Here is a 22,192-nt window from a genome sequence, read left to right on the forward strand (position 1 = left end):
GAAGGAACGCCGGGAGCGATGACAAGTTCTTCAGCGGGTTCCCGGGTCGCCTGTCAGACATCGCCGAACGTTCCTACGCTCGCGGCCATGACTCCACCCGCACCGGGACCGGCCGTCGAGGTCCGACGGGCGACGTCTGCCGATGCCCGGGACATGGCAGACATCGCCGAAGCGGCGTACGCCCCCTACCTCGACCGGATGGGCGGTCTGCGCCCCGGGCCGATGGACGCCGACCACGCCGCCGCGGTGCTGGAGGACGAGGCGTGGGTCGCCGAGCTGGACGGCGACGTCGTCGGCTACGTGGTGCTCGTCGACGAGGCGGACACGATGCTGCTCGACAACGTGGCGGTCGTCCCCTCCTGCCAGGGCCGCGGCGTCGGCCGGGTGCTGCTGTTGCTCGCCGAGGAGCGCGCCCGCGCGACCGACTGCTCGCGGATCCGGCTGTTCACCCACGAGACGATGGTCGAGAACCAGGCGCTGTACCAGCGCAACGGGTACGTCGAGACCGCACGCGGCGGGGAGCCGGGGCTCGTGCGGGTGTTCTACGAGAAGCGGCTCTGACGCGGCCGTCGGGGTGGCGGCACATCGCACGTCCGGACCGACGTTGCACGCAATCCGCCGCCACCATCATGGGCAGGCCCGCGTACGGCGCCGGAGGTGGCGGCACATCGCACCCCGGAGGAACCCGAGCACGCAATCTGCCGCCACCCCCGATGACGGGGCGCGTACGCCCGAGCGGGCTGTCAGCCCCGGCGCAGGATGTCGCGCAGAAGCTGGGGGTAGTTGGTGATGATGCCGTCGACCTCCCACCGGATGGCCCGGCGCATGTCCTGCCCGGCGTTGACGGTCCACACGTGGGCCTCCAGGCCGGCGGAGTGGACCTGGTCGACCGTGCTTTCGTCGATGGCGCCGAGGGCCGGGTTCACCTGCTCCGCCCAGGTCGCGGCGGCGGCGATGTCAGCGGGGGTCGGCCTGCTTCCGTAGAGCAGGCCGACGGTGACGTCGGGCGCGCGGTCCTTGTAGGTCCGCAGCCACGGGTGGTTGAAGGACTGCACGACGACCTCGTCGCGCTGCAGCGCGCGGTTGAACGCCGGGAGCGAGCGCAGCTCCTTGTCCAGGTCGACCTCGATGCTCGGGTAGAGCTCGGGCGCCTTGGGCTCGAGCAGCATGCCCGCCCGGTCGCCGACGGCGTTGACCCACTCGGCGAGCGTGGGCACCCGCTCCCCAGCGAACTCCGGGGCGAACCACGAGCCGGCGTCGAGCTGCTTGATCTCGGCGAGCGTGAAGTCACGTACGTTCCACGGCGCGCGGTCCGGGAAGACCTGCTCGACGTCGGTCGTCCGGGCGAGCGTGACGTCGTGCATGATCACCAGCTCGCCATCGCGGGTGCGCTGGATGTCGTTCTCGACGACGTCCGACTTGTGGGCCAGGGCGAGACGGACGGCCGCGAGGGTGTTCTCCGGGGCCGCGCCGGAGGAGCCGCGGTGGGCGGTCACGTCGATCGCCGGCGCCGGAGCGGCTGCGGCGCCCGGCGTGGAGACGGCGGACACCGAGCCGAGCAGGGCGAGTGCGAGGGCCGGTGCTGCGAGGAGTCGTGTCGTACGACGCATGTGAGGTTCTCCCGAGGGTGACGGGGCCGCGCCGGGTCGGCGGGCCGCTCCCCGCCACCGTGCGCAGCGGATGCCAACGCACGGTGACGGGAGGCGCAACCGGCCGTGTCGGTGACGTGCCAACACGTCGCGCGGGGCCACGGCCGTTCGGCGGCACTAGGGTTCGACGGGTGTCGGACAACACCGCTGGACCACGATGGGACGGCGCCCGCAACCTCGGCGACCTCGGTGGGCTCCCCCTGACGTCGGGCGGGACGACCAGGACCGGCCGGGTCTACCGCTCAGCCGCTCCGGAATGGGTCACCGATCGAGGGTGGGCCGACGCGAAGGCGGACGGGCTCACTGCCGTCATCGATCTCCGCAACGAGATGGAGCGTGGTCGCACCGACGTCCACCCGACCGTGGCCGCAGGCGTCATGGACGGCATCGACGTGATCCACGCACCGACCGAGGACCCGGAGGACGAGCAGTTCCTCGACGAGTGCGGTCCGTGGCTGGACCACCCGCGGTCGTGGGCTGCCAACCTGAGGATCTACCCGGACAAGGTCGCACGCGTCTTCACCGCTCTCGCCGGGACCGGGGGTCCGGTGCTCATCCACTGCGCAGGGGGCCGGGACCGCACCGGGATGATCGGCTCGGCGCTGCTCGCGCTGGCCGGGGCGACGCACGACGCGATCGTCGCCAACTACGAGTCCGGCTTCCGGGGCGCCGCCCAGCACCGCGGCCACGGGTTGGCGTTCGACACCGCGTCCGGAACCTGGGTCACGTCGGCCGACGAGCCCTGGGACGAGGACGAGCTCGACGCGGCGCTGGCCGATCGACGTCCGGCACTCACCGCGTGGCTGGCGTCGTTCGACGCCGAGGCGTACCTGCGGCGAGCGGGAGTCGCCCCGGACTCGCTGCAACGACTGAAGGCCCTCCTTGAGGCCTGAACCCGGCAGGGCCTCGCGCGCGGACGTCGCCGCCCGCCGGGAGGCTCAGCCGACGATCTCCAGCGCCCGCAGCGCGACCGCCACGTCGAGACGCAGGTGCGGGTCGGTCGCCACGGGCCCGAGGATGCGCTGCAGCTTGCCCACGCGGTAGCGCATCGTGTTGTAGTGGAAGAACTGGGCGCGTGCCGCCTCGGCCACGTTGAAGTTGGTGTCGAGCAGCACCTGGAGCGTCTCGCGCAGGTCGGCGGCCTCCGGCGTGCGCTCGGCGAGCGGCCCGAGCACGTCGGCGGCGAACGCCGTGAGCTCGGCACCGTCGGGCACGAGCGCCAGCAACCGGTGCAGGCCGAGCTGGTCGAAGCGGGTCACCGAGCCACCGCCGTGCACGCGACGCCCGATCTCGACGGCACGCTGGGCCTGGCGGAACGCCTCGGGCAGGTCGTTGAGCCCGCGGGACACACGGCTGACGCCGGCCGAGAACGCGATGCGGCCGCCTCCGCGGTCGCCGCGCACGGCGGCGATGATGCGGTCGACGGCGGCGTGCGCGTCGGCACCCGCGTCGAGGTCGACGGGCACGAGCGTCACCACCTCGCGACTGAACGCCACCGAGGCGATGCCCGGGTCCACCGTCGCGGAGACCTGCCGCCACGCGTGGGCGAAGCGGTCCTGCCAGGCCCGCCGGTCCTCCGGGTCGGGGCCGAGCGCGGCCATCGCGTCGGGGTCGAGCACCGCGACCACCACCATCACCGGCCGGTCGAGGTGCCAGCCGAAGGCCTGCGCGTGCTCGGCGACGTACTCCTCCTCGCCGGCACGGCCCAGGAAGACGTCGCGCAGGAAGTCGCCGCGGTACTTGTTCTCGACCGCGGTGATCGCCTCGACGCGCGTGACCAGCAGCGCCGCCACGATCGCCGCGCGCTCCAGCGCGTGCACGTCGGAGGCGTGGATCCGGCCGTCCTGGCGCAGCGCGACCAGGCGGGCCAGGTCGACGCCCGCCGCCACCACCCGGCGTACGAGCGCCTCGCCGTCGCCGACCGCGGTGCCGTCGGGGTTGATCCGCTCCACGCGCACGCGACCGGTCGGGTCGAGCAGGTCGGCGGTGGCCAGCGACTCGCGCTGGGACTCGTCGAGGTGGGCCGCGCGCTCGCGCCCGTCGGTGGAGGTGAAGACGACGCCGCACTCCAGCGCCGCGCCCACCGCCTCGGCGATCGCGGCCAGGTCCCCGCCCTCGAGGACGATGTGGCTCAGCGCCGTGTGCAGGGCGTCGGCGCGCTCGAGCGCGGCGACGGCCTCCGGGTCGGTTATCAAGTCTTGGCGCACATCTGCCCCTTGCTCCGACAAGTTCTCACATTCGCGAGTGTCCCATGGCCCGCTAGCGTCTGGGGAGTGATGTCCGGACCACTTCCCGTTGCGGCACCACGACGGGTCCGCGAGCGGCTCCTCGCCGCCGCCGACGGCCCCCGGACGGTGCTCCACGCCAGCGGCACCGCGATCTACGTCGACCTCGACGGCTGGTGCCTGGGCCTGGTCTCCGCGACCGCCACCCGGGTGCCGTGCGCGCTCTGGTCGACGCTCCCGGACCTCGGCGTCCTCACCGACCTCGCCCGCCCCGACGTCCACGTCCGCGCCGGCACCCTCGTCGTGGGCGGGGTCGCGACCCGGGTCGGGCGACTCGTCGACGTCACCGCGCCCGCTCCACGCGACCACGCCGAGCGGCGACGCGGACCGCTCCACCCCGTCACCGCCGGCCTCGACCTGCCCGCGGACGGACGCCTGACGCCCGCGCACCTCGACGACCTGGTCGGACGCGGCCCGGGCCTGACCCCCCTCGGCGACGACGTGCTCGCCGGCTGGCTCGCCACCCGCGCCGCCGCCGGCCGTCCCGACCCGGCGCTGGCCACGGCCGTACGCCGCCGGTTTGGCGCGACGACCCTCCTGTCCGCGACCCTGCTCGACTGCGCCCTGCGCGGCGAGGTGCTGCCGCAGCTGGCCGACTGGCTGGCCGGCCCCACCGCCGGCGCGACCGAGGCGCTGCTCGCCGTCGGCGCGACCTCGGGCGCCGGCCTGCTCACCGGCGCTGAGCTGGCGCTGGCCTCGCTCACGGCTCGCGACCCTCACGACCATCGTGCAGAACCCCACACCACCGACCGCCCCGGGAGGGCAGCATGAAGGACCACGTCGAGCTCCGCAGCGGCGCGTACGCCGACTCGGTGACCCTGCTCCAGGTCAGCCGAGCCGTCCAGGCCAGCCCCGGCGTCGTCGCCGCGCAGGTCGCGATGGCCACGGGCCTCAACCTCGAGGTGCTCGAGGCGATGGGCTTCGACGTGCCCGACTCGACCCCCAACGACATGGTCGTCGCACTGCGGCTCGAGGGTGACGCGGACCTGGCGCAGGCGCTGCAGGCCGTCGACGCCGCGCTCGTCCCCACCCGCCCCTCCTCCGGCGACACCACCGAAGCCCCGGCGCGGACCACCGCGAGCGCGCTGCGACGTGCCGGCGCCGGCGCCGTCGCCCTCGTGTCGGTCCCGGGCGCGAGCGCCACCGTCGAGGCGATGGACGCGCTCGAGTCGGGGCACGACGTGATGATCTTCAGCGACAACGTCCCGGTGGCCGAGGAGGTGGCGCTCAAGACGTACGCCTCCTCCCGCGGCGCCCTGGTGATGGGCCCGGACTGCGGCACCGCGGTCATCGACGGCGTCGGGCTCGGCTTCGCCAACACCGTCCGGCCCGGGCGGATCGGCCTGGTCGCGGCCTCCGGCACCGGCTGCCAGCAGCTGCTGGCGCTGCTCCACCACGCCGGCGAGCAGCTGGCCGCCCGGGGCACCGAGGGCGTCGGCGTGCGCCACGCGCTGGGCGTCGGCGGACGCGACCTGTCGGCCGCGGTCGGCGGTCTCGCGACCCGCGAGGCCCTGCGCCGCCTGGACGCCGACCCCGACGTCGACCTGGTGGTGGTCGTCTCCAAGCCGCCCGCGCCCGAGGTGGCCGAGGCGCTCGCGCGTGACACCGAGGCACTGGCCACGCCCGTCGAGCTCGGTCTGCTGGGCCGCGGTCAGCGCGACCTCACGGCGGTCGCCGAGGCCGTGCTGGCCCGGCTCGGCCACGACGCGCCCGACTGGCCCGTGGACGGCGCGGACGACGCGGCGACCGCGACCGGACCGCTGCTGCGCGGCCTCTTCGTCGGCGGGACGCTGTGCGACGAGTCCATGCTGCTCGCGACCCAGGTGCTCGGCCCGGTGCGCAGCAACATCCCGCTGTCCGACGACCTCGCCCTCGACCCCGGCGAGCTGCTCGCCGACACGCACACGTTCGTCGACTTCGGCGACGACGCGCTCACCCAGGGCCGCGCGCACCCGATGATCGACCCCACCCTGCGCAACGAGCAGATCGCCCGGGCCGCCGCGGACCCGGCGACCGGGGTGATCCTGCTCGACCTCGTGCTCGGCCACGGCGCCGAGCCGGATCCCGCGTCCCACCTGGCCCCCGCCATCGAGGCGGCCCGCCGGGACCGGCCGATCCCGGTCGTCGTCAGCCTCGTCGGCACCGACCTCGACCCCCAGGACCTCACCGCGCAGCGTGAGGCCCTGGTCGCCGCCGGCGCCGAGGTCCACCTGTCCAACGCGAGCGCCACCCGTCGCGCCCTCGACCTGCTGAGCCGATCCGAAGGAGCCCACCAGTGAGCACCACCGTCGTCACCTGCGGAGCCGACATGTTCGCCGACGCCGTGGCCGGCCAGGCCGTGGAGGTCGAGCGCGTCGACTGGCGCCCGCCGATGCCCGGCACCGAGGCGGACCTCGCCGCGGTCGCCACCGACCCCCGCCGGGTCGAGGCCAACCGCACGGCCGTCGAGGCGATGCTCGGCGTGACCGCACACCTCGTGGACGTCGCCCCGGCGAGCGAGGTGCTCGGCCTGGAGAAGGGCCAGTTCCTCCACGCCGGGCCGCCGATCGAGTGGGCGCGCACCTCCGGGCCCCTGCGCGGCGCGCTGATGGGGGGTGCCGCACTGGAGGGTCTCGTGGACGACCCCGAGGACGCGGTCGCGCTGTTCGAGTCCGGCGACAACGTCAGCCTCGAGCCGTGCCACCACCGCAGTGCCGTCGGTCCGATGGCCGGAGTGGTGACGCCGTCGATGTGGATGTGGGTCCTCGAGGACCGTGCCACGGGCAGGCGGACGTACTGCTCGCTCAACGAGGGCCTCGGCAAGGTGCTCCGCTACGGCGCCTACTCCCCCGAGGTGCTGACCCGGCTGCGCTGGATGGGCGACGTGCTCGGTCCGCTGCTGCAGGCCGTCGTCCGCGGGACGGAGGAGGCGTCCGACATCACCGGCATCCTCACCCAGATGCTCCAGATGGGCGACGAGGCCCACAACCGCAACCGCGCCGGCACGCTGATGCTGCTGCGCGACCTCTCCCCCGCGATGGTGACGAGTGGCTTCGAGAGCAAGGACGTCGCCGACGTGCTGCGCTTCGTGGGCGGCAACGACCACTTCTTCCTCAACCTCGCGATGCCGGCCTGCAAGCTCGCGCTCGACGCCGGACGCGACGTGCCGGGCTCGACGATGGTCGTGGCGATGGCGCGCAACGGCACGGACTTCGGCATCCAGGTCTCGGGCACCGGCGACGAGTGGTTCACCGGGCCGGCGCAGGTCGCCGAGGGCCTCTTCCTCGGCGACTACGGCCCCGACGACGCCAACCCCGACATCGGTGACTCGGCGATCACCGAGACGGCAGGGATCGGCGGATTCGCCATGGCGACGGCGCCCGCGATCGTCCGCCTGGTCGGCGGCTCGGTGCCGGACGCACTCGCGACCACCCGCCGGATGCACGAGATCACGCTCGCCGAGAACCCGCGCTGGTCCGTCCCGGTGCTTGAGTTCCAGGGGACGCCCACCGGCATCGACGTGACCAAGGTGTGCCGTACGGGGATCCTGCCGCAGATCAACACCGGGATGGCCGGCGCGGTCGCCGGCGTCGGGCAGGTCGGCGCCGGTCTCGTGACGCCGCCCGCGGAGATCTTCCCGAAGGCGCTCGCCGCGCTCGCCGCCCGGGCGGTCGGGACCTCGGGGTAGTCCAGTGGCCAACGGTCGTCCAGAGGCTCTGCCCGGGACGTCGGGGTAGTCCAGTGGCCAACGGTCGTCCAGAGGCTCTGCCCGGGACGTCGGGGTAGTCCAGTGGCCAACTGTCGCGCGGAAGCTCTCCCGGCGACCGTTCGCCACTGGACTACCGCGCGCCGGCGACCGTTCGCCACTGGACTACCGCGCGCCGGCGACAGGTCGCCACTGGACTACCGCGCGCCGGCCGGGCACGCCGTACGTCGTCAGGTCGCGGCGGCGGAGCGCTCGTTGTAGACGCCGGCCTGCTCCTGCCCGGTCAGGCCGGCGATGGCGGTCATGATCCTGTCGGTGAGGTCGCGACGCGCGCGGCCGGTGGGGACGCCGTCGTACTCGCCGGCGACCGTGATCGGCTCGCCGAAGCGCACGGTCACGTCGACCTTGCCCAGCCGCGGCCGGCTGGCGCCGACCGGCTGGATGTCCTCGGTGCCGAGCAGCCCCACCGGCACCACCGGGCACCCGGCCGTCAGGGCGAGGTGCGCGACGCCGGTGCGCCCGCGGTAGAGGCGGCCGTCGCGGGAGCGGGTGCCCTCGGGGTAGATGCCGAAGGCCTCCCCGCGCCGGAGCACCTCCAGCGCGGTGTCGAGGCTGGCGATCGCCGCCTTGGTGTCGTCGCGGTCGACCGGCAGCATCCCGAGGCCCTCGAACCACGCCCGCGTGAGCGAGCCCCGCACCCCGGTGCCGGTGAAGTAGTCGGACTTCGCGAGGAAGACGACCTTGCGCGGCACCACGACGGGGATCACCACGCTGTCGAAGAACGAGAGGTGGTTGCTCGCCACGATCACCGGCCCGGTGGCCGGGACGTGGTGCTGCCCCTCGACGGTCGGGCGCCACACGGCACGGACCAGCGGAGGGATGACGCCGTTCGCGACCGTGTAGAGCATGGGCGTCATTGTGCCCCGAGCCGCGGCGTGGAGAACGCGCGCGTCAGATCCACGGACCCGTTCGGTCGCAGTGGGGTGCCCTCCTCGAGGTGGGCCTGCCGCGCCTCCTCGTCGTGCGACGGCGGCAGCGAGCCGTCCGCGCGCACCACCCGCCACCACGGGACCGCGGCGCCGTGGGTGGCCATCACGTTGCCGACCAGGCGCGGCCCGCCGCGGCCCAGCCGCTCGCCGACCGCGTCGGCGATCGCACCGTACGTCGTGACCCGGCCGCGCGGCACCGACTCGGCGCACCGCAGCACCAGCTCGGCGTACAGCTCGCGCTCCTCCGGCGTGGTCACCGCGCCTCCGCCCGGACCAGCCGTGCGGTCACCAGCAGCAGCACGACGGTCAGCACGCCGGTGACCAGCCACGTCCCCGGCGGCGCCCACGCCGGGTCGAGCCCGCGCACGGCCAGCCACGCGAGCGGGACCGGCACCAGGACCAGCAGCGCCCGCCCCAGCCACAGGCGCGCCAGGTGCGGGTCGAGGGCCAGCGTGACGGGTCCGTACGACGCGAGGGTCGCGGCGACGTGGGCGCCGAGCAGCAGCGCCGCGACGAGGAGGAGCCGCCAGTCGACCACGCCGTGGGAGGCCCACCAACCGCCGACGAGCACGGGCGGCACGACCCCGATCGCGTGGTCGGGGGTGCGTGCCCAGACGGCGGCGCTCAGCGGCACGCCGAACGACACGGCCCAGTGCGGCACCTCCGGCAGCGCGAGCACCAGCGCGAGGCACGGGAGCACCAGGACCGCTGCACGCAGCGCGAGGGCGGAGGCAGCGACACCGGGCGGGAGGAGTCGCATCACGCACGCACCCGGGGCACCTGGGCGCGGCGCGCGAGCTGGTGCAGCACGGTGTCCAGCGTGCCGGGTCCGCGCCACGGCACGACCGGGGTGCCGAGGCCGGCGAGCCGCTGGAGCCGGTCGTCGCGCTCGATGCGCTGCATCCGGGCGGCGAGGGACGGCAGCGCGAGGCGGTCCGCATCACCGGTCATGCCCTCGCCGAGGGTGTCGACGACCACCACCGAGGCACCGCTGCGCTGCAGGCTGGCGGTCGCGGTGACGAGCGGGGTGAACAGCATCGGCGACAGGACGTAGACCACGCTGCCGGCGCCGGCGCCCAGGTCGAGCCGCTCCGGGGCGACGCTGCGCGCCTCCGTACGGACCCGCGCGAGCGTGCCGTGCAGACGGTGCAGGTGGCGCGGTCCCCCGCCGAGCGGGACGCGCACGCCGTCGGCGGCCAGCACGAGCAGGCCCACCCGGTCACCGGTGCGGACGTGATGCTCGGCGAGGGCCGTGGCGGCACGCACGGTGAGGTCGAGGGTGCTGGCCGCGCCGTCGATCCCGCCGGAGACCCCGATGTCGCGCAGGCCGTCGACCACGAGCCACACGCCGGCGTCCTGCTCGGCGCGGGTGGTGATGACGTGGAGCTCGCGGGTGCGCAGCGACACCGGCCAGGTGATCCGCTTGAGCCGGTCGCCGGTCGCGAAGGGCCGGATCCCCTCGAACTCGGTGCCCTGGCCCACGCGGCGCGAGCGGTGGCGTCCGACCAGGCCGTCGGGCTGCGGCACCTCGGCTCGGCTGTCGTACGGAGCGGTCTGCGGCAGCACGCTGAGGCCGTGCTCGGGGAGGTCCAGCGGCCCCCAGCGCCAGCCCGCCCAGGCGCTGGTGAGCGCGACGCGCTCGGCACCGAGCGCCCGCCGACCCCAGCGCCGCGGGCTGAAGCCGAGCGTCGGCAGTCCGTCCCCGGTCAGCGCGCCGACGGCACCGTACGGCGGCGAGGTGGCGACGTGGGCCGCGACGCCGGCCACCCGGGTCACGTGCTCGACGGCGGTGAGATCGTCCACGTCGAGCCGCGAGGTCGACCCCTGGCCCTCGTGCAGCCGGTGGTGGTCCAGGCGGGCCGTCACCAAGGGCGTGCTGCGCGGCCGGCTCGCCAGCCCCATCGCGGCGAGGACCAGGAACGGTGCGGCGAGCACCACCAGCGCCTCCTGGCCGAGCACGACCCCGCCCGTGAGCCCGCCGAGCGCGAGCAGGCACGCGCGCACGAGCGCCGGGGTCGGCCGCCAGGAGGTCACCGCGGCTCCAGCGTCCGGGGGGTCTCGACCGAGCCCAGCACCGCGTCCACCACGCGTGCCCCCGACGCCTGCGTCATCCACAGGTCGGGCTTGATCGTGATCCGGTGGGCGAGCACGGCGCGGGCCACGACCTTCACGTCCTCGGGCACCACGTAGTCGCGGCCCCGGATCGCTGCCCACGCGCGGGCGGTGAGCACCAGCCCGAGGCTGCCACGAGGCGAGGCGCCGGTCAGCACGTCGCCGTGCGAGCGGGTCGCCGCGACCAGCTCGACGCAGTAGCGGCCCACCGACTCGTCGACGACCACCCGCTCGACGGCCGCCTGGACGCCGGCGAGACCGGCGGCATCGGTGACCTGGGCGATGTCGACCTCCTCGCGCCGGCGGTCGAGGCGGCGCCGGAGCACGTCGTACTCCTCCCGCGCGGTCGGGTAGCCGAAGCCGACGCGCATCAGGAAGCGGTCGAGCTGGGCCTCCGGCAGCGGGTAGGTGCCCTCGTACTCGACCGGGTTGGCGGTGGCGAGCACGTGGAACGGGCTCGGCAGCGCGTGGGTCTGGCCCTCGACGGTGACCTGGCCCTCCTGCATCGCCTCGAGGAGCGCCGCCTGCGTCTTGGGCGGGGTGCGGTTGATCTCGTCGGCGAGCAGGAGACCCGCGAAGACCGGCCCCGGGCGGAAGTCGAACTCGCCGCGTCGCTGGTCGTAGACGTACGAGCCGGTGAGGTCGGCGGGCAGCAGGTCGGGGGTGAACTGGGCCCGGGCGAACTCCAGGCCCAGCGCGCCCGCGAACGACCGCGCGGCCAGCGTCTTGCCCAGGCCCGGGAAGTCCTCGAGCAGCACGTGGCCCTTGGCCAGGATGCCGGCCAGGACCAGCGCCAGCGCCTCCCGCTTGCCGACGACGGCGCGGCCCACCTCGTCCAGCACGCGCTCGGCGAAGTCGGCGACCCCGGCGGGGTCGGTCGGGGCGCCGGAGGGGCGGGGGTCAGCGTCGGTCACGGGCTTCCTCGATTCGGGTCAGGATGCGGTCGATGTCGGCGGGGGCGATGCGGTGCACGCCGGAGAGCTCCCGGCGGACCTGCGCGGCGAGGTCGGGGTCGCGACCGTCCGCCAGCTCGACCAACCGGTCGGCGAGCGCCTCGGACGGCTCGTCGGCCTGCTGGTGGCTGGTCAGGACCCGGAGGTCGGAGGTCGCCTCGTCGACCCGGTCCGACCGGGGCCGCACGGCCTGCTGCCAGTGCGCGGGATCGACGTCGACGGTGTCGACCACGAGGTAGGTCAGCGCCAGCAGGACCACCGCCCACACGGCGTACGGCAGGAGCCGGGGCTCGAAGTCGAACCAGACGGCGATGGCGTAGCCGGCTGCGGCGAGGAGGGCACCTCCCCCGGCTCGTCCGCGCCAGCGAGCGAGGGCGGCCCTCACGACCGCACCCCGAGACTGCGCCGTACGGCGGCCAGCGCCGCCAGCGCCTCGGACCGGTGCTGCTCGGTGATCGCGTGGTCGGAGAAGCGGGCCTCGCGGTAGAGCTCGGCGAGCCGGCTCACCGGGCCGCTGTCTGCCTCGGCGAGGTCGAGGATGCGCAGGGCGTACTCCGAGGACGTCTCCGACGCGCGGCGCGGCACGCCCGCCCGCTCGCCGTGGACCTCGAAGCGGTGCCAGGTCGCGACGATGGCGTTGCGCGCGTCGCCGTCGCGGAGCAGCGCGTCCTGCTCGGCGGCGTCGCGGACCACCTGCTCGACCACGCGGGCCGGCTCGTCGAGGACGGTGAAGCCGACCTCCTGCCGCTCCTCGCGGCGCGAGCGCGACCGGACGGCCCGCACCACCTGGAGCAGCAGCCACAGCACCAGGGCGACGGCACCGACGAGGAGCGTGGAGAGCCCCAGCCACACCAGCAGCCTGACCCAGAGCGGCGGCGGGTTGTCCTCCACGAGGTCGCGGGCCTCGTCGAGGGAGGCCCCGGACGGCGGGTCGCAGTAGTTGCTGCCCAGCGCGTAGTCGTCGGGGTAGTCCACCTCGGTGGTGCCGTCGGGCAGCGTGCGCACCGGCAGCGGGGTGCAGGACTCGGTCGCGGTGGCCGTGCCCGGCCGCGGCCCGGGGCCGGTGAACACCTGGTCGGGGCCCAGCCGCGTGGCCCACGCGGCGAGCACCACGAGCAGGCACGTCGCGGCCACCGCGACGGTGGCGCGCACCGCCGGCGACCACTCCCCCCGCCCTCGCATGGCGCGACCCTAGGTGACGCGGGTCGCGCCGTGCGATGGCGGTGGTTCAGAGCAGCGGGCTGAACGGCTCCGTGCCGGGCACCAGGCGCAGCCCGGCGATGCCGCTGGTGGCCTGGGCGTAGGCCAGCTCACGGGGCAGGTCGCCGACACCGTTGGAGCCGGCCAGCGGGGCGAGGGCGAGCGTGGACAGCGTGCCGAGCGCGTTGCCCTCGGAGTCGAGGAAGGCCGAGCCGGAGTCACCCGGGACGCCGGGCGTCACGGTGTAGACCGGGTGCGACCAGCCCTCCCCCTCGGTGCCGAGGCTGGTGCCCTGCTTGGGCGAGAGCGCCTCGACGCCCGCGCGGAGGCTGGAGTTGCCGTACGAGTAGACGGTCTCGCCCACCGTGGTGCCACTCGTGCTGAGCGCGACGGGTCCGCCCCAGAACGGGACCGACGGGTTGACCCCGGCCGCGTCCGCGGCGTCCACCCGCACCAGCGCGAAGTCGTTGTAGGCGCATGCGTTCTCGTCGGTCTCGCCCCGCTGCTGCATCGCCAGCCAGGAGGAGTAGACGAGCGTGCCGCCGCCGACCCGGGTGCCGCCGGTGACGAGCGAGCCGCCCTCGACGAAGTCCACCCGGGTGCCCAGCGGCAGCGAGGCCGCGTCGCAGCCGTTGGTGTCGGTGGCCTCGCCGGTGCCGGCACAGTGCGCGGCATAGCCGACGTACGTCGTCCCGGCGGTGTCGGTGAAGACGAAGTTCGCGGTGCACTGGGCACCCTCGGTGTACATCTGCACACCGGGGTGGATCGTCGCGGTGTCGGCCGGCGCCCAGGCGACGCGCGCCTGCTTCTTGGGGGCGGCGGTCGCCGGGGTGCTGGTGGCCACTGTGGCCACGAGACCCGCGGCAGCGAGGGTCAGGAGCTTCGTCGGAGCGCGCATGCCACCCCAACGAGGCCCCGCCCGCACGGGTTACGCGCGGGAGCTCGCGAGGAGCTCCCGCCGCGCCTCAATACGCCGGCTGGCTCGGGTCGATCTGGCTGACCCAGGCCACCACGCCACCGCCCACGTGCACGGCGTCGGAGTAGCCCGCACCCTTCACGATCGCGAGCACCTCGGCCGAGCGGACGCCCGACTTGCAGTGCAGGACGATGGGCTTGTCGCTGGGCAGGTCACCGAGGGCGTTGCCGTTGAGGAACTCGCCCTTGGGGACCAGCCGGGCGCCGGGGATCCGGTTGATCTCGAACTCGTTGGGCTCACGGACGTCGATCAGCTCGAAGTCGCGGGTGCCCTCCTCGCGCTCCTTGAGCATCGCCTCGAGCTGGGTGACCGAGATGGTCGAGCCGGCGGCCGCCTCGGCCGCCTCGTCGGAGACCGCGCCGCAGAAGGCGTCGTAGTCGATCAGGCCGGTGACGGTGGCGTTCTCGCCGCACAGCGCGCAATTGGGGTCCTTGCGGACCTTGAGCTTGCGCCACTCGAGCTCGAGCGCGTCGTAGATCACGAGCTTGCCGATCGCGGGGTCGCCGATGCCGGTGAGAAGCTTGATCGCCTCGTTGACCTGGATGGAGCCGATGCTGGCGCACAGCACGCCGAGCACGCCGCCCTCGGCGCAGCTCGGGACCATGCCCGGCGGCGGGGGCTCGGGGTAGAGGCAGCGGTAGCACGGGGCGTCGTCGGCCAGCGAGGGCGCGAACACCGAGGCTTGGCCGTCGAAGCGGTAGATCGAGCCCCAGACGTAGGGGATCTTCAGGAAGTAGGCCGCGTCGTTGACCATGTAACGGGTGGCGAAGTTGTCCGTGCCGTCGACGATGAGGTCGTAGCCCTCGAAGACCTGCAGCACGTTGTCGTTGTCGAGGCGCTCGGGGTGCACGACGACCTCGACGTAGGGGTTCACCTCCGCGATCGACTCCCTGGCGGACTCGGCCTTGGAACGGCCGATGTCGGACATGCCGTGGATGATCTGGCGCTGCAGGTTCGACTCGTCGACCTCGTCGAACTCCGCGATGCCGAGGGTGCCCACACCGGCAGCGGCGAGGTAGAGCAGGGCGGGCGAGCCGAGGCCACCGGCACCGATGACGAGCACCTTGGCGTTCTTCAGCCGCTTCTGCCCTGTCATGCCCACGTCGGGGATGATCAGGTGGCGGCTGTAGCGGCGCACCTCGTCAGTGGTGAGCTCGGCGGCCGGCTCGACGAGCGCGGCCACACCGGACGAGTTGGACGACACAGGGACTCCTTCGTGGCGGGGCTTCTGGAACAGGCACAACCGGCCGGACGCCGGGTCTGTTCCCTGCCATCGTCCCGTCGGGCCACCGCGCTCCTCGACCGGTCCCGCCATCCGGACGCACACCGGCGTCCCCGCCGGACCGGCGGCCGGAGCATCTGCGGCCCCAGGGGTGGAACGCGCCAGGATTTCCTTGCCAGATCGGCGGCGATGGGGTGGAGTGGTCCGCTGTGCAGTGCCCCGGCCGGGCGTTCCGGTCACTCTGGGGGGAGCAGGGCACTGCCGCGAATCTCGTGGAGCATCGACAGTGAACAAGCTGGTACCCGGCATCATCGCCGGCACCGCCACGCTCGCGCTGGGCCTGACCGCCCTCGCCCCCGCCGTGGCCTCACCCTCGTCCGCAGCACCCGGCCGCGACACCGCGGCGGCCCAGCGCCCGGACGACCTTCCCAACCCCTTCGCGACCAAGCAGGCGGAGCTGCGCAAGCAGGCCGTCGAGCTCATCGTCAACGGCAAGGCGAAGGCCGAGCCACGGCGCGGCGGCGGCTCCGTGGTCACGCTCGCCGACGGCCAGGCCGTCGAGTTCGTGGACAACAAGAAGGAGGCACGCGTGTGGACCGTGCTCTCCGAGTTCGGCGAGGAGTCCTCGGGCCGCTACGGCCGCGGCGCCGGCCCGCTCCACAACGAGATCGCCGCGCCCGACCGGGCATCCGACAACTCGACCCAGTGGACCGACGACTTCGACGTGGCCCACTACGAGGAGATGTTCAACGGCGAGGGCGAGTCCTTCCGCAACTACTACCTCGACCAGTCCAACGGGCAGTACCGCCCGACGGTCACCACCGAGGACTGGGTCCGGGTCCCCAAGAACGGCGCCTGGTACGGCGACAACGCCAACGAGACCCAGGGCTACTGGACCTACGTCGCCGACACGGTCAACGCCTGGTACGAGAAGCAGCTGGCGGCCGGCAAGACGACTGCCGAGATCGACGCCTACCTGTCCCAGTTCGACGTGTGGGACCGCTACGACTTCGACGGCGACGGCAACTTCAACGAGGCCGACGGCTACATCGACCACTTCCAGGCCATCCACGCCGGCGAGGGCGAGGAGGCCGGCGGCGGAACGCTCGGCGAGGACGCGATCTGGTCGCACCGCTGGTACGCCGACTACACCACCCAGGGCTCCGTGGGCCCGGTGGTCGAGGGCAACACCGACGCCGACGGCCAGCCCGCCGAGGAGAACCTCCTGGGCGGCAAGCGGATCGGCTCCTCGAAGTACTTCATCGGCGACTACACGATCGAGCCCGAGAACGGCGGCCTCGGCGTCTTCGCGCACGAGTACGCCCACGACCTGGGCCTGCCCGACTTCTACGACACCGCCGGCGGCGAGAACGGCTCGGCCTTCTGGACGCTGATGTCCAGTGGCTCGTGGCTGGGCCACGGCGAGGAGGCCACGGGCTTCGAGGTCGGCATCGGCGGCACGCCCAACGACATGGGCCCCGAGGAGAAGCTCTTCCTCGGCTGGCTGGACCCGCAGGTCGTCGAGGCGGGCACGCAGAGCGACCACACCCTGCGCCCCACCGGTGACCCCGCCTCCAACGACGCCGTGCTGGTCAACCTCCCCGACTCCACCGACACCCAGGACCTCACCACCCCGTACGCGGGCAGCAAGTCCTGGTACTCCGGTAGCCGTTCGGAGCTGACCGCGACCCTCGCGCGCGAGGTCCCGGCCACCGACAGCGTCACGGTGACGGCGCAGGCCTGGTACGACACCGAGGTCGGCTACGACTACTGGTGGGCCGAGTACCGCCCGGTCGGCGCCACGCAGTGGACCAAGATCGGCCAGCCCGTCGACGGTGCGTCGCGCGGCTGGACGTCCACCCGGTTCTCCTACCGCCCCGGCGGCCAGGCGACCGAGTTCCGCTTCGTCTACAAGAGCGACGGGGGCGTCAACGAGGCCGGCGTGTTCCTCGACGAGATCGTGACCAAGGCCGGCCGGGAGGTCCTCGACACCGAGGGCGCCGAGGGTGGCGAGTCCGCCTGGACGGCCGACGAGTTCAGCGTCTCGGACGGCACCGCCACGACGACCGGCGCGCGCTACTACCTGATGGAGAACCGGTCCTACGTCAACTACGACGACACCCTGCGCACGGGGCCGTACAACTTCTCCGAGGGCGTCACCCGGCCGAACTGGGTCGAGCACTTCTCCTACCAGGACGGCATGCTCGTCTGGCTGGTCGACCACAGCGTGGCCGACAACAACACCAGCCAGCACCCCGGCACGGCGTACGCGTTGCCCATCGACGCCAACCCCGCCGCGCTGAAGTGGAGCGACGGGTCCCTGGGACGCAGCCGCATTCAGGTCTTCGACGCGACCTTCGGCCTGCAGGCCACCGACGCGTTGAAGCTCAGCCGTCAGGTGTCGGAGACCGAGAGCCAGACCCTCGAGGCCGCCGTGCGCGACGGCGTGGCGATCTTCGACGACACGGTCGACTACTACAACGAGGAGCTCCCGGGCACCTCGGTGAGGACGGTGGGCGCCGGCGTGCTCGCCACCGTCACGGCCCACGACGCGAGCGGCATCACGGTGCGCGTGGCGAACCAGCTGCCCTGACGGCAGCCGTCCCGACACGCTGGGAGGGGCCCCGGGAGACCGGGGTCCCTCTCGCCGTCTGCGGTGCCGGATAGGCTCGGCCCCCACTACCCGCGAGTACCCCCGGCAGCATCAGGAGCACCACGTGACCGCAGGACGTCCCGACACCACGTCCGACGGCTCGGCCGCCGGCACGTTCTCCCGCCCACGTGGCAGTCGGATGCCGCGTCGCGAGCGCCGCGCCCAGCTGCTCGAGTCGGCCCTCGAGGTCTTCGTCGCCCAGGGCTACCACGCCGCGGCGATGGACGACATCGCCGACCGCGCCGGGGTCTCCAAGCCCGTGCTCTACCAGCACTTCCCCGGCAAGCTCGACCTCTACCTCGCGCTGCTCGACACCTCGTGCGACCTGATCATCGACAACTGTCGCGAGGCGCTCGCCTCGACCACCGACAACAAGGACCGCGTCGCGGCCACGATGAAGGTCTTCTACAGCTACGTCGCGTCCGAGGAGGGCGCCTTCCGGCTGGTCTTCGAGTCCGACCTCACCAGCGAGCCCGACGTGCGCGAGCGGGTGGACCGGGTCACCACCGAGTGCGCCTCCATGATCGCCGACGTGATCCGCACCGACACCGGGCTGCCCGACGAGGCCTCCGAGCTGCTGGCAGTCTCCCTGGTGGGAATGGCGCAGGTCTCGGCGCGGTTCTGGCTGGCGGGCGGCGGCGAGATCGCCCAGGACGACGCCGCGGACCTGATCGCGGGCCTGGCGTGGCGCGGCATCCGGGGCTACCCGATGACCGATGACCACTGACCCGGCATCATTCACCACGACGTACCCACCCCTGAGCTGAGGAGCATCCACCGTGGAGGTCAAGATCGGCGTGCAGCACGCCCAGCGCGAGCTCGTGCTCGACACCGACAGCACGCCCGAGGACGTCGAGAAGCTGCTCGGCGACGCGCTCGCCGACGACGGCGTGCTGCACCTCAAGGACACCAAGGGTCGCGCGGTCGTCGTGCCCGCGGCGAAGATCGCGTACGTCGAGCTGGGCTCCCCGAGCGCCAGCACCGTCGGCTTCCGCTGACCCGCGCCGGAGGACACCCATGGGTCTGCTCTGGACCATCCTCGTCACCCTCGGGGTCGGTCTGGTCATCGGATTCCTCGGCAAGGCGATCGCCCCGGGTGATCGCGACAACATCCCGCTGTGGCTGACGGTCGTCTGCGGGATCGTCGGCGCGTTCGTCGGCAGCTACGTCTACTACGGGCTGTTCGGCGTCGCCGCCGACCACCCCAACGGCGACATGTACGACACGAGCCGCGGTCTCGACGTGTGGCGCCACGTGTGGCAGGTCGGCGTCGCCGCGGTGCTGGTGATGGTCGCGGCGTCCTTCACCGGCCGGCACACGCCCAAGGCGTGACGCCCCGCTCCCCCAGTGCCTCAGGCGTCGAGGCCGAGCTCGGCCATCCGGGCCGCGTGCAGCTCGGTGAGCCGGGCGAACATCCGACCCAGTGCGGCCAGGTCGAGCCCGGGCCGGTCCACCCCGCCGGCCAGGAGCGCCGTGAGCGAGTCGCGGTCGCCGGCGACGCGCTGGGCCTGGGTGAGGGCCTCCCCCATCAGCCGTCGGCCCCAGAGCGCGAGCCGGCCGCCGAGGCGGTGGTCCTCGGCGATGCCGGCGCGTACGCGCTCGACGATGAACGCGGTCTGCCCGGTGTCCTCCAGCGAGCTGATGATGACCTCGCGGGTCTCGGGGTCGAGGTAGGCCGCGATCTCACGGTAGAAGTCGGCGGCGAGCCCGTCGCCGACGTAGGCCTTGATCAGCCCCTCGTAGTAGTCCGAGGGCGCCGTGTGGGCGTGGAAGCTGTCGAAGCTCGGCCTAAAGACCTGCATCGCCTCGGCGGGGTCGGCGCCGAGCTGCTCCAGCCGCTCGACGAGCTTCTGCAGGTGGGCGAACTCCGCGGTGGCCATCGCGCCGATGGCGATCTTGTCGCCGATGCCGGGCGCCATCTTGGCGTCCTCGACGAGCCGCTCGAAGGCCGAGAGCTCCCCGTAGGCGATCGCCCCGAGGAGGTCGACTGCGGCACGGCGGTAGTCCTCGTCGGGCGATTCCGTCATGGCCGCAGCCTAGCGATAGCATGATGGTGACCGAGCCGCCGACCAACCGGTCCGTGGCCGCCTGTATGTGCGCGGTCGCCATCCCCTCCCACCATTCCGGGAGGGAGCTTTCGAGTGGGCTGACCGCATACGCGTGGGACAACCCGACTCATCAGAGAGCGACATCGATTCGTGACCACCTTCCGTGAACTGGGCGTGCTGCCCGAGATCTGCGACGCGCTCGACCGCGCCGGCATCACCACCCCCTTCGCCATCCAGGAGATGACCCTCTCGGTCGCCCTGCTCGGCACCGACCTGATCGGCCAGGCCCGCACGGGCACCGGCAAGACGCTGGCGTTCGGCATCCCCGTCCTGCAGCGCTCGATCGCACCGACCAACCCGGCGTACGCCGACCTCCCGCAGGGCAAGCCGCAGGCCCTCATCGTCGCCCCGACCCGTGAGCTCGCGCTCCAGGTGTCCAACGACCTGAGCCTGGCGAGCAAGGACATGGGCCTGCGTGTGCTCACCGTCTACGGCGGCGTCGGCTACGAGCCGCAGCTCGAGGCCCTCGACGCGGGCGTGGACATCGTCGTCGGCACCCCGGGCCGCCTCATCGACCTGGCCAACCGTCGCGCCCTCGACCTCTCCCACGTGCACGCGCTCGTGCTCGACGAGGCCGACGAGATGCTCGACCTCGGCTTCCTGCCCGACGTCATCACGCTGATCTCCAAGACCCCCGAGACCCGCCAGACGATGCTCTTCTCGGCGACCATGCCCGCCGCGATCGTGGCGCTGGCGCGCACCCACATGCGCCACCCGATGAACATCCGCGCCGAGTCCTCCTACGAGAACGCCACGGTGCCGGCCACCGCGCAGTTCATCTACCAGGCCCACGACCTCGACAAGACCGAGATCATCGGCCGGGTCCTGCAGGCCGAGGACGCCGACAAGATGATCGTCTTCACCCGCACCAAGCGCCAGGCGCAACGGGTCGCCGAGGACCTCCAGGAGCGCGGCTTCAAGGCCTCCCCGCTCCACGGCGACATGGCCCAGGTGGCGCGCGAGAAGGCGCTCGCCCGGTTCCGCGAGGACAAGATCCAGGTCCTCGTGTGCACCGACGTCGCCGCCCGCGGCATCGACGTGCGCGGCGTGTCCCACGTCGTCAACTACACCTGCCCCGAGGACGACAAGACCTACGTCCACCGCATCGGCCGGACCGGCCGCGCCGGCGCCTCGGGCACCGCGATCACCTTCGTCGACTGGGCCGACCTGCACCGCTGGAAGATGATCAACAGGGCCCTCGACCTGCCCTTCGACAACCCGCAGGAGACCTACTCGACCTCCGAGCACCTCTTCCACGACCAGGGCATCCCGGCCGGCACCAAGGGTCGCGTCGTCGACCCCGCCCCGGTCGAGAAGAAGGAGCGCGCGCCCCGCGAGCGCTCGGGCGGCCGCTCCGGTTCGGGCCGCGACTCCGGTTCCTCGGCCGCGGGCGGCTCGTCGGAGAAGTCGGGCGACGCCCCGCGTCGCCGCAACCGCAACCGTCGCCGTACGCGCGGCGGCGCCGCGGTCGAGACCCCGAAGGGCTGACGCCGGCTACTTCTTCGCGCGAGCGGGCTTCTTCGCCACCTTCTTCTTGGGGCGGGAGGCCCGCTCGACGAGGTTCGCGGCCACCTCGCGGTAGGCCGTGGCGCCCTTGTTGCTGCGGCTGGTCGCGAGGATCGAGCGCCCGGCGGCGGGCGCCTCGGCGAACTTGATCGTCTTGGGGATCGGCGGCTCGACGACCTCGAGGTCGTAGGTCTCGCTGATCGTCTCCAGCACGGTGCGCGCGTGGTTGGTCCGCCCGTCGTACAGCGTGGGCAGGACGCCCCACACCTCGAGGCCGCGATTGGTGAAGCGGCGCACGTCGTGGACGGTGTCGAGCAGCTGGCCGACACCGCGGTGCGACAGCGTCTCGCACTGCAGCGGCACCAGCACCCCGTCGGCAGCCGTGAGCGCGGCGACCGTCAGCACGCCCAGCGACGGCGGGCAGTCGAGCAGCACCCAGTCGTACGCGCCCTCCTCGGTGTCCGCGAGGTCCTCGGCGAGCTGCTCGAGCGCCCCCTTGATGACGTGCTCGCGCCCAGTGCGGGTCAGCAGGTCGGCCTCGGCGCGGGCGAGCTCGATCGTCGCCGGCAGCACGTCGACGCCGTCCTCGGTCTCGATGATCACCTCGGTCGCGTCGATGCCCTTGGTGAGCACGTGGTGGACCGAGATGTCGAGGTCCTCGGGGTCGATGCCCAGCGAGAAGGTCAGGCAGGCCTGCGGGTCGAGGTCGACCAGCAGGACGCGGTGACCGAGCTCGGCCAGCGCGGCCCCGATCGAGGCGACGGACGTGGTCTTGGCGACCCCGCCCTTCTGGTTGGCGACGGCCAGCGTGACGGGGGCCGCTCCCCGGCTCTTGGTGCTCATTGCACGCCATT

23 protein-coding genes are annotated in these 22,192 nt (G+C 73.1%); 10 read left to right on the top strand and 13 right to left on the bottom strand.

Annotation, left to right across the window (positions count from 1 at the left end; genetic code table 11):
* Nucleotides 1-87: 87 nt before the first annotated feature.
* On the top strand, nucleotides 88-561 hold the full coding sequence (locus tag IE200_RS07215; protein ID WP_191278727.1) for a GNAT family N-acetyltransferase: 474 nt from the start codon (nucleotides 88-90) through the stop codon (nucleotides 559-561).
* A gap of 182 nt (nucleotides 562-743) precedes the next feature.
* Here IE200_RS07215 and IE200_RS07220 read toward each other — a convergent pair whose 3' ends face one another.
* Complete coding sequence (locus IE200_RS07220; protein WP_191278728.1) at nucleotides 744-1,610, bottom strand: glycerophosphodiester phosphodiesterase; 867 nt, start codon at nucleotides 1,608-1,610, stop codon at nucleotides 744-746.
* A gap of 170 nt (nucleotides 1,611-1,780) precedes the next feature.
* Here IE200_RS07220 and IE200_RS07225 point away from each other — a divergent pair, with 170 nt between their 5' ends.
* A complete protein-coding gene (locus IE200_RS07225) occupies nucleotides 1,781-2,542 on the top strand; it encodes a tyrosine-protein phosphatase (RefSeq protein WP_191278729.1) in 762 nt (253 codons plus the stop codon).
* A gap of 45 nt (nucleotides 2,543-2,587) precedes the next feature.
* On the opposite strand, the gene IE200_RS07230 is transcribed toward IE200_RS07225, so the two are convergent.
* Complete coding sequence (locus IE200_RS07230; protein ID WP_191278730.1) at nucleotides 2,588-3,844, bottom strand: PucR family transcriptional regulator; 1,257 nt, start codon at nucleotides 3,842-3,844, stop codon at nucleotides 2,588-2,590.
* Between the two features lie 81 nt (nucleotides 3,845-3,925).
* On the opposite strand from IE200_RS07230, the gene IE200_RS07235 reads away from it, so the two are divergent.
* The 3 genes from IE200_RS07235 to IE200_RS07245 are packed head-to-tail and all read left to right on the top strand — an operon-like array spanning nucleotide 3,926 to nucleotide 7,601.
* The gene (locus tag IE200_RS07235) at nucleotides 3,926-4,705 is read left to right on the top strand and encodes a DUF2877 domain-containing protein (protein WP_191278731.1); all 780 of its coding nucleotides are present in this window, start codon (nucleotides 3,926-3,928) and stop codon (nucleotides 4,703-4,705) included.
* Complete coding sequence (locus IE200_RS07240) at nucleotides 4,702-6,213, top strand: FdrA family protein (RefSeq protein ID WP_191278732.1); 1,512 nt, start codon at nucleotides 4,702-4,704, stop codon at nucleotides 6,211-6,213. Before IE200_RS07235 ends, IE200_RS07240 begins: the two co-directional genes overlap by 4 nt.
* Complete coding sequence (locus IE200_RS07245; protein WP_229856242.1) at nucleotides 6,210-7,601, top strand: YlbE family protein; 1,392 nt, start codon at nucleotides 6,210-6,212, stop codon at nucleotides 7,599-7,601. Before IE200_RS07240 ends, IE200_RS07245 begins: the two co-directional genes overlap by 4 nt.
* A gap of 248 nt (nucleotides 7,602-7,849) precedes the next feature.
* Here the strand turns inward: IE200_RS07245 and IE200_RS07250 are convergent, their stop codons facing one another.
* The 9 genes from IE200_RS07250 to moeZ all read right to left on the bottom strand — a co-directional run bounded on the left by IE200_RS07250 (nucleotide 7,850) and on the right by moeZ (nucleotide 15,053).
* Complete coding sequence (locus IE200_RS07250) at nucleotides 7,850-8,527, bottom strand: lysophospholipid acyltransferase family protein (protein ID WP_191278733.1); 678 nt, start codon at nucleotides 8,525-8,527, stop codon at nucleotides 7,850-7,852.
* Between the two features lie 5 nt (nucleotides 8,528-8,532).
* The gene (locus IE200_RS20665) at nucleotides 8,533-8,865 is read right to left on the bottom strand and encodes an MGMT family protein (RefSeq protein ID WP_229856243.1); all 333 of its coding nucleotides are present in this window, start codon (nucleotides 8,863-8,865) and stop codon (nucleotides 8,533-8,535) included.
* Nucleotides 8,862-9,371: a hypothetical protein gene (locus IE200_RS20670; protein WP_229856245.1), complete on the bottom strand. Its 510-nt coding sequence runs from the start codon at nucleotides 9,369-9,371 to the stop codon at nucleotides 8,862-8,864. The genes IE200_RS20665 and IE200_RS20670 overlap by 4 nt, the downstream gene beginning before the upstream one ends.
* Entirely contained in the window at nucleotides 9,368-10,642 is a 1,275-nt protein-coding gene (locus IE200_RS20675) for a DUF58 domain-containing protein (RefSeq protein WP_229856246.1), read from the bottom strand. The genes IE200_RS20670 and IE200_RS20675 overlap by 4 nt, the downstream gene beginning before the upstream one ends.
* Nucleotides 10,639-11,634 (bottom strand): AAA family ATPase, encoded by a 996-nt coding sequence (locus IE200_RS07260; RefSeq protein ID WP_191278734.1) that lies wholly within the window; start codon nucleotides 11,632-11,634, stop codon nucleotides 10,639-10,641. Before IE200_RS07260 ends, IE200_RS20675 begins: the two co-directional genes overlap by 4 nt.
* On the bottom strand, nucleotides 11,621-12,058 hold the full coding sequence (locus IE200_RS07265; protein ID WP_191278735.1) for a hypothetical protein: 438 nt from the start codon (nucleotides 12,056-12,058) through the stop codon (nucleotides 11,621-11,623). The genes IE200_RS07260 and IE200_RS07265 overlap by 14 nt, the downstream gene beginning before the upstream one ends.
* Nucleotides 12,055-12,855, bottom strand: coding sequence for a DUF4129 domain-containing protein (locus IE200_RS07270; RefSeq protein WP_191278736.1), 801 nt, complete (start codon nucleotides 12,853-12,855; stop codon nucleotides 12,055-12,057). The genes IE200_RS07265 and IE200_RS07270 overlap by 4 nt, the downstream gene beginning before the upstream one ends.
* A gap of 46 nt (nucleotides 12,856-12,901) precedes the next feature.
* Nucleotides 12,902-13,771 carry a chymotrypsin family serine protease gene (locus tag IE200_RS07275; RefSeq protein ID WP_191278737.1) on the bottom strand — a complete coding sequence of 290 codons (870 nt, stop codon included), beginning with the start codon at nucleotides 13,769-13,771 and terminating at the stop codon, nucleotides 12,902-12,904.
* Between the two features lie 67 nt (nucleotides 13,772-13,838).
* The gene (gene moeZ / locus IE200_RS07280; protein ID WP_229856248.1) at nucleotides 13,839-15,053 is read right to left on the bottom strand and encodes an adenylyltransferase/sulfurtransferase MoeZ; all 1,215 of its coding nucleotides are present in this window, start codon (nucleotides 15,051-15,053) and stop codon (nucleotides 13,839-13,841) included.
* 304 nt (nucleotides 15,054-15,357) lie between these two features.
* Between moeZ and IE200_RS07285 the strand changes: the two genes are divergently transcribed.
* The 4 genes from IE200_RS07285 (at nucleotide 15,358) to IE200_RS07300 (ending at nucleotide 19,056) form a co-directional block, all read left to right on the top strand.
* Nucleotides 15,358-17,664 carry an immune inhibitor A domain-containing protein gene (locus IE200_RS07285; protein WP_191278739.1) on the top strand — a complete coding sequence of 769 codons (2,307 nt, stop codon included), beginning with the start codon at nucleotides 15,358-15,360 and terminating at the stop codon, nucleotides 17,662-17,664.
* Nucleotides 17,665-17,863: 199 nt separating this feature from the next.
* On the top strand, nucleotides 17,864-18,451 hold the full coding sequence (locus tag IE200_RS07290) for a TetR/AcrR family transcriptional regulator (protein ID WP_191279072.1): 588 nt from the start codon (nucleotides 17,864-17,866) through the stop codon (nucleotides 18,449-18,451).
* 52 nt (nucleotides 18,452-18,503) lie between these two features.
* Nucleotides 18,504-18,722 carry a DUF3107 domain-containing protein gene (locus IE200_RS07295; RefSeq protein WP_191278740.1) on the top strand — a complete coding sequence of 73 codons (219 nt, stop codon included), beginning with the start codon at nucleotides 18,504-18,506 and terminating at the stop codon, nucleotides 18,720-18,722.
* Nucleotides 18,723-18,741: 19 nt separating this feature from the next.
* Nucleotides 18,742-19,056: a GlsB/YeaQ/YmgE family stress response membrane protein gene (locus IE200_RS07300; RefSeq protein WP_191278741.1), complete on the top strand. Its 315-nt coding sequence runs from the start codon at nucleotides 18,742-18,744 to the stop codon at nucleotides 19,054-19,056.
* A gap of 20 nt (nucleotides 19,057-19,076) precedes the next feature.
* On the opposite strand, the gene IE200_RS07305 is transcribed toward IE200_RS07300, so the two are convergent.
* Nucleotides 19,077-19,751 carry a ferritin-like fold-containing protein gene (locus IE200_RS07305; RefSeq protein WP_191278742.1) on the bottom strand — a complete coding sequence of 225 codons (675 nt, stop codon included), beginning with the start codon at nucleotides 19,749-19,751 and terminating at the stop codon, nucleotides 19,077-19,079.
* 171 nt (nucleotides 19,752-19,922) lie between these two features.
* Here IE200_RS07305 and IE200_RS07310 point away from each other — a divergent pair, with 171 nt between their 5' ends.
* Nucleotides 19,923-21,320, top strand: coding sequence for a DEAD/DEAH box helicase (locus tag IE200_RS07310; protein ID WP_229856249.1), 1,398 nt, complete (start codon nucleotides 19,923-19,925; stop codon nucleotides 21,318-21,320).
* 6 nt (nucleotides 21,321-21,326) lie between these two features.
* On the opposite strand, the gene IE200_RS07315 is transcribed toward IE200_RS07310, so the two are convergent.
* Nucleotides 21,327-22,181: a ParA family protein gene (locus tag IE200_RS07315; protein WP_191278743.1), complete on the bottom strand. Its 855-nt coding sequence runs from the start codon at nucleotides 22,179-22,181 to the stop codon at nucleotides 21,327-21,329.
* Nucleotides 22,182-22,192: the final 11 nt, after the last annotated feature.

The sequence above is a fragment of the Nocardioides flavus (ex Wang et al. 2016) genome, from assembly GCF_014653115.1.
Classification (GTDB): Bacteria; Actinomycetota; Actinomycetes; order Propionibacteriales; family Nocardioidaceae; genus Nocardioides; species Nocardioides flavus.

Bases quoted from the DNA above. Each gene is read 5' to 3' on its own strand.
- IE200_RS07290 (WP_191279072.1), top strand. From the start codon at position 17,864: ATGCCGCGTCGCGAGCGCCGCGCCCAGCTGCTCGAGTCGGCCCTCGAG.
- IE200_RS07235 (WP_191278731.1), top strand. From the start codon at position 3,926: ATGTCCGGACCACTTCCCGTTGCGGCACCACGACGGGTCCGCGAGCGG.
- IE200_RS07300 (WP_191278741.1), top strand. From the start codon at position 18,742: ATGGGTCTGCTCTGGACCATCCTCGTCACCCTCGGGGTCGGTCTGGTC.
- IE200_RS07270 (WP_191278736.1), bottom strand. From the start codon at position 12,855: ATGCGAGGGCGGGGGGAGTGGTCGCCGGCGGTGCGCGCCACCGTCGCG.
- IE200_RS07305 (WP_191278742.1), bottom strand. From the start codon at position 19,751: ATGACGGAATCGCCCGACGAGGACTACCGCCGTGCCGCAGTCGACCTC.
- IE200_RS07220 (WP_191278728.1), bottom strand. From the start codon at position 1,610: ATGCGTCGTACGACACGACTCCTCGCAGCACCGGCCCTCGCACTCGCC.
- IE200_RS07250 (WP_191278733.1), bottom strand. From the start codon at position 8,527: ATGCTCTACACGGTCGCGAACGGCGTCATCCCTCCGCTGGTCCGTGCC.
- IE200_RS07215 (WP_191278727.1), top strand. From the start codon at position 88: ATGACTCCACCCGCACCGGGACCGGCCGTCGAGGTCCGACGGGCGACG.
- IE200_RS07240 (WP_191278732.1), top strand. From the start codon at position 4,702: ATGAAGGACCACGTCGAGCTCCGCAGCGGCGCGTACGCCGACTCGGTG.
- IE200_RS07275 (WP_191278737.1), bottom strand. From the start codon at position 13,771: ATGCGCGCTCCGACGAAGCTCCTGACCCTCGCTGCCGCGGGTCTCGTG.
- IE200_RS07315 (WP_191278743.1), bottom strand. From the start codon at position 22,181: ATGAGCACCAAGAGCCGGGGAGCGGCCCCCGTCACGCTGGCCGTCGCC.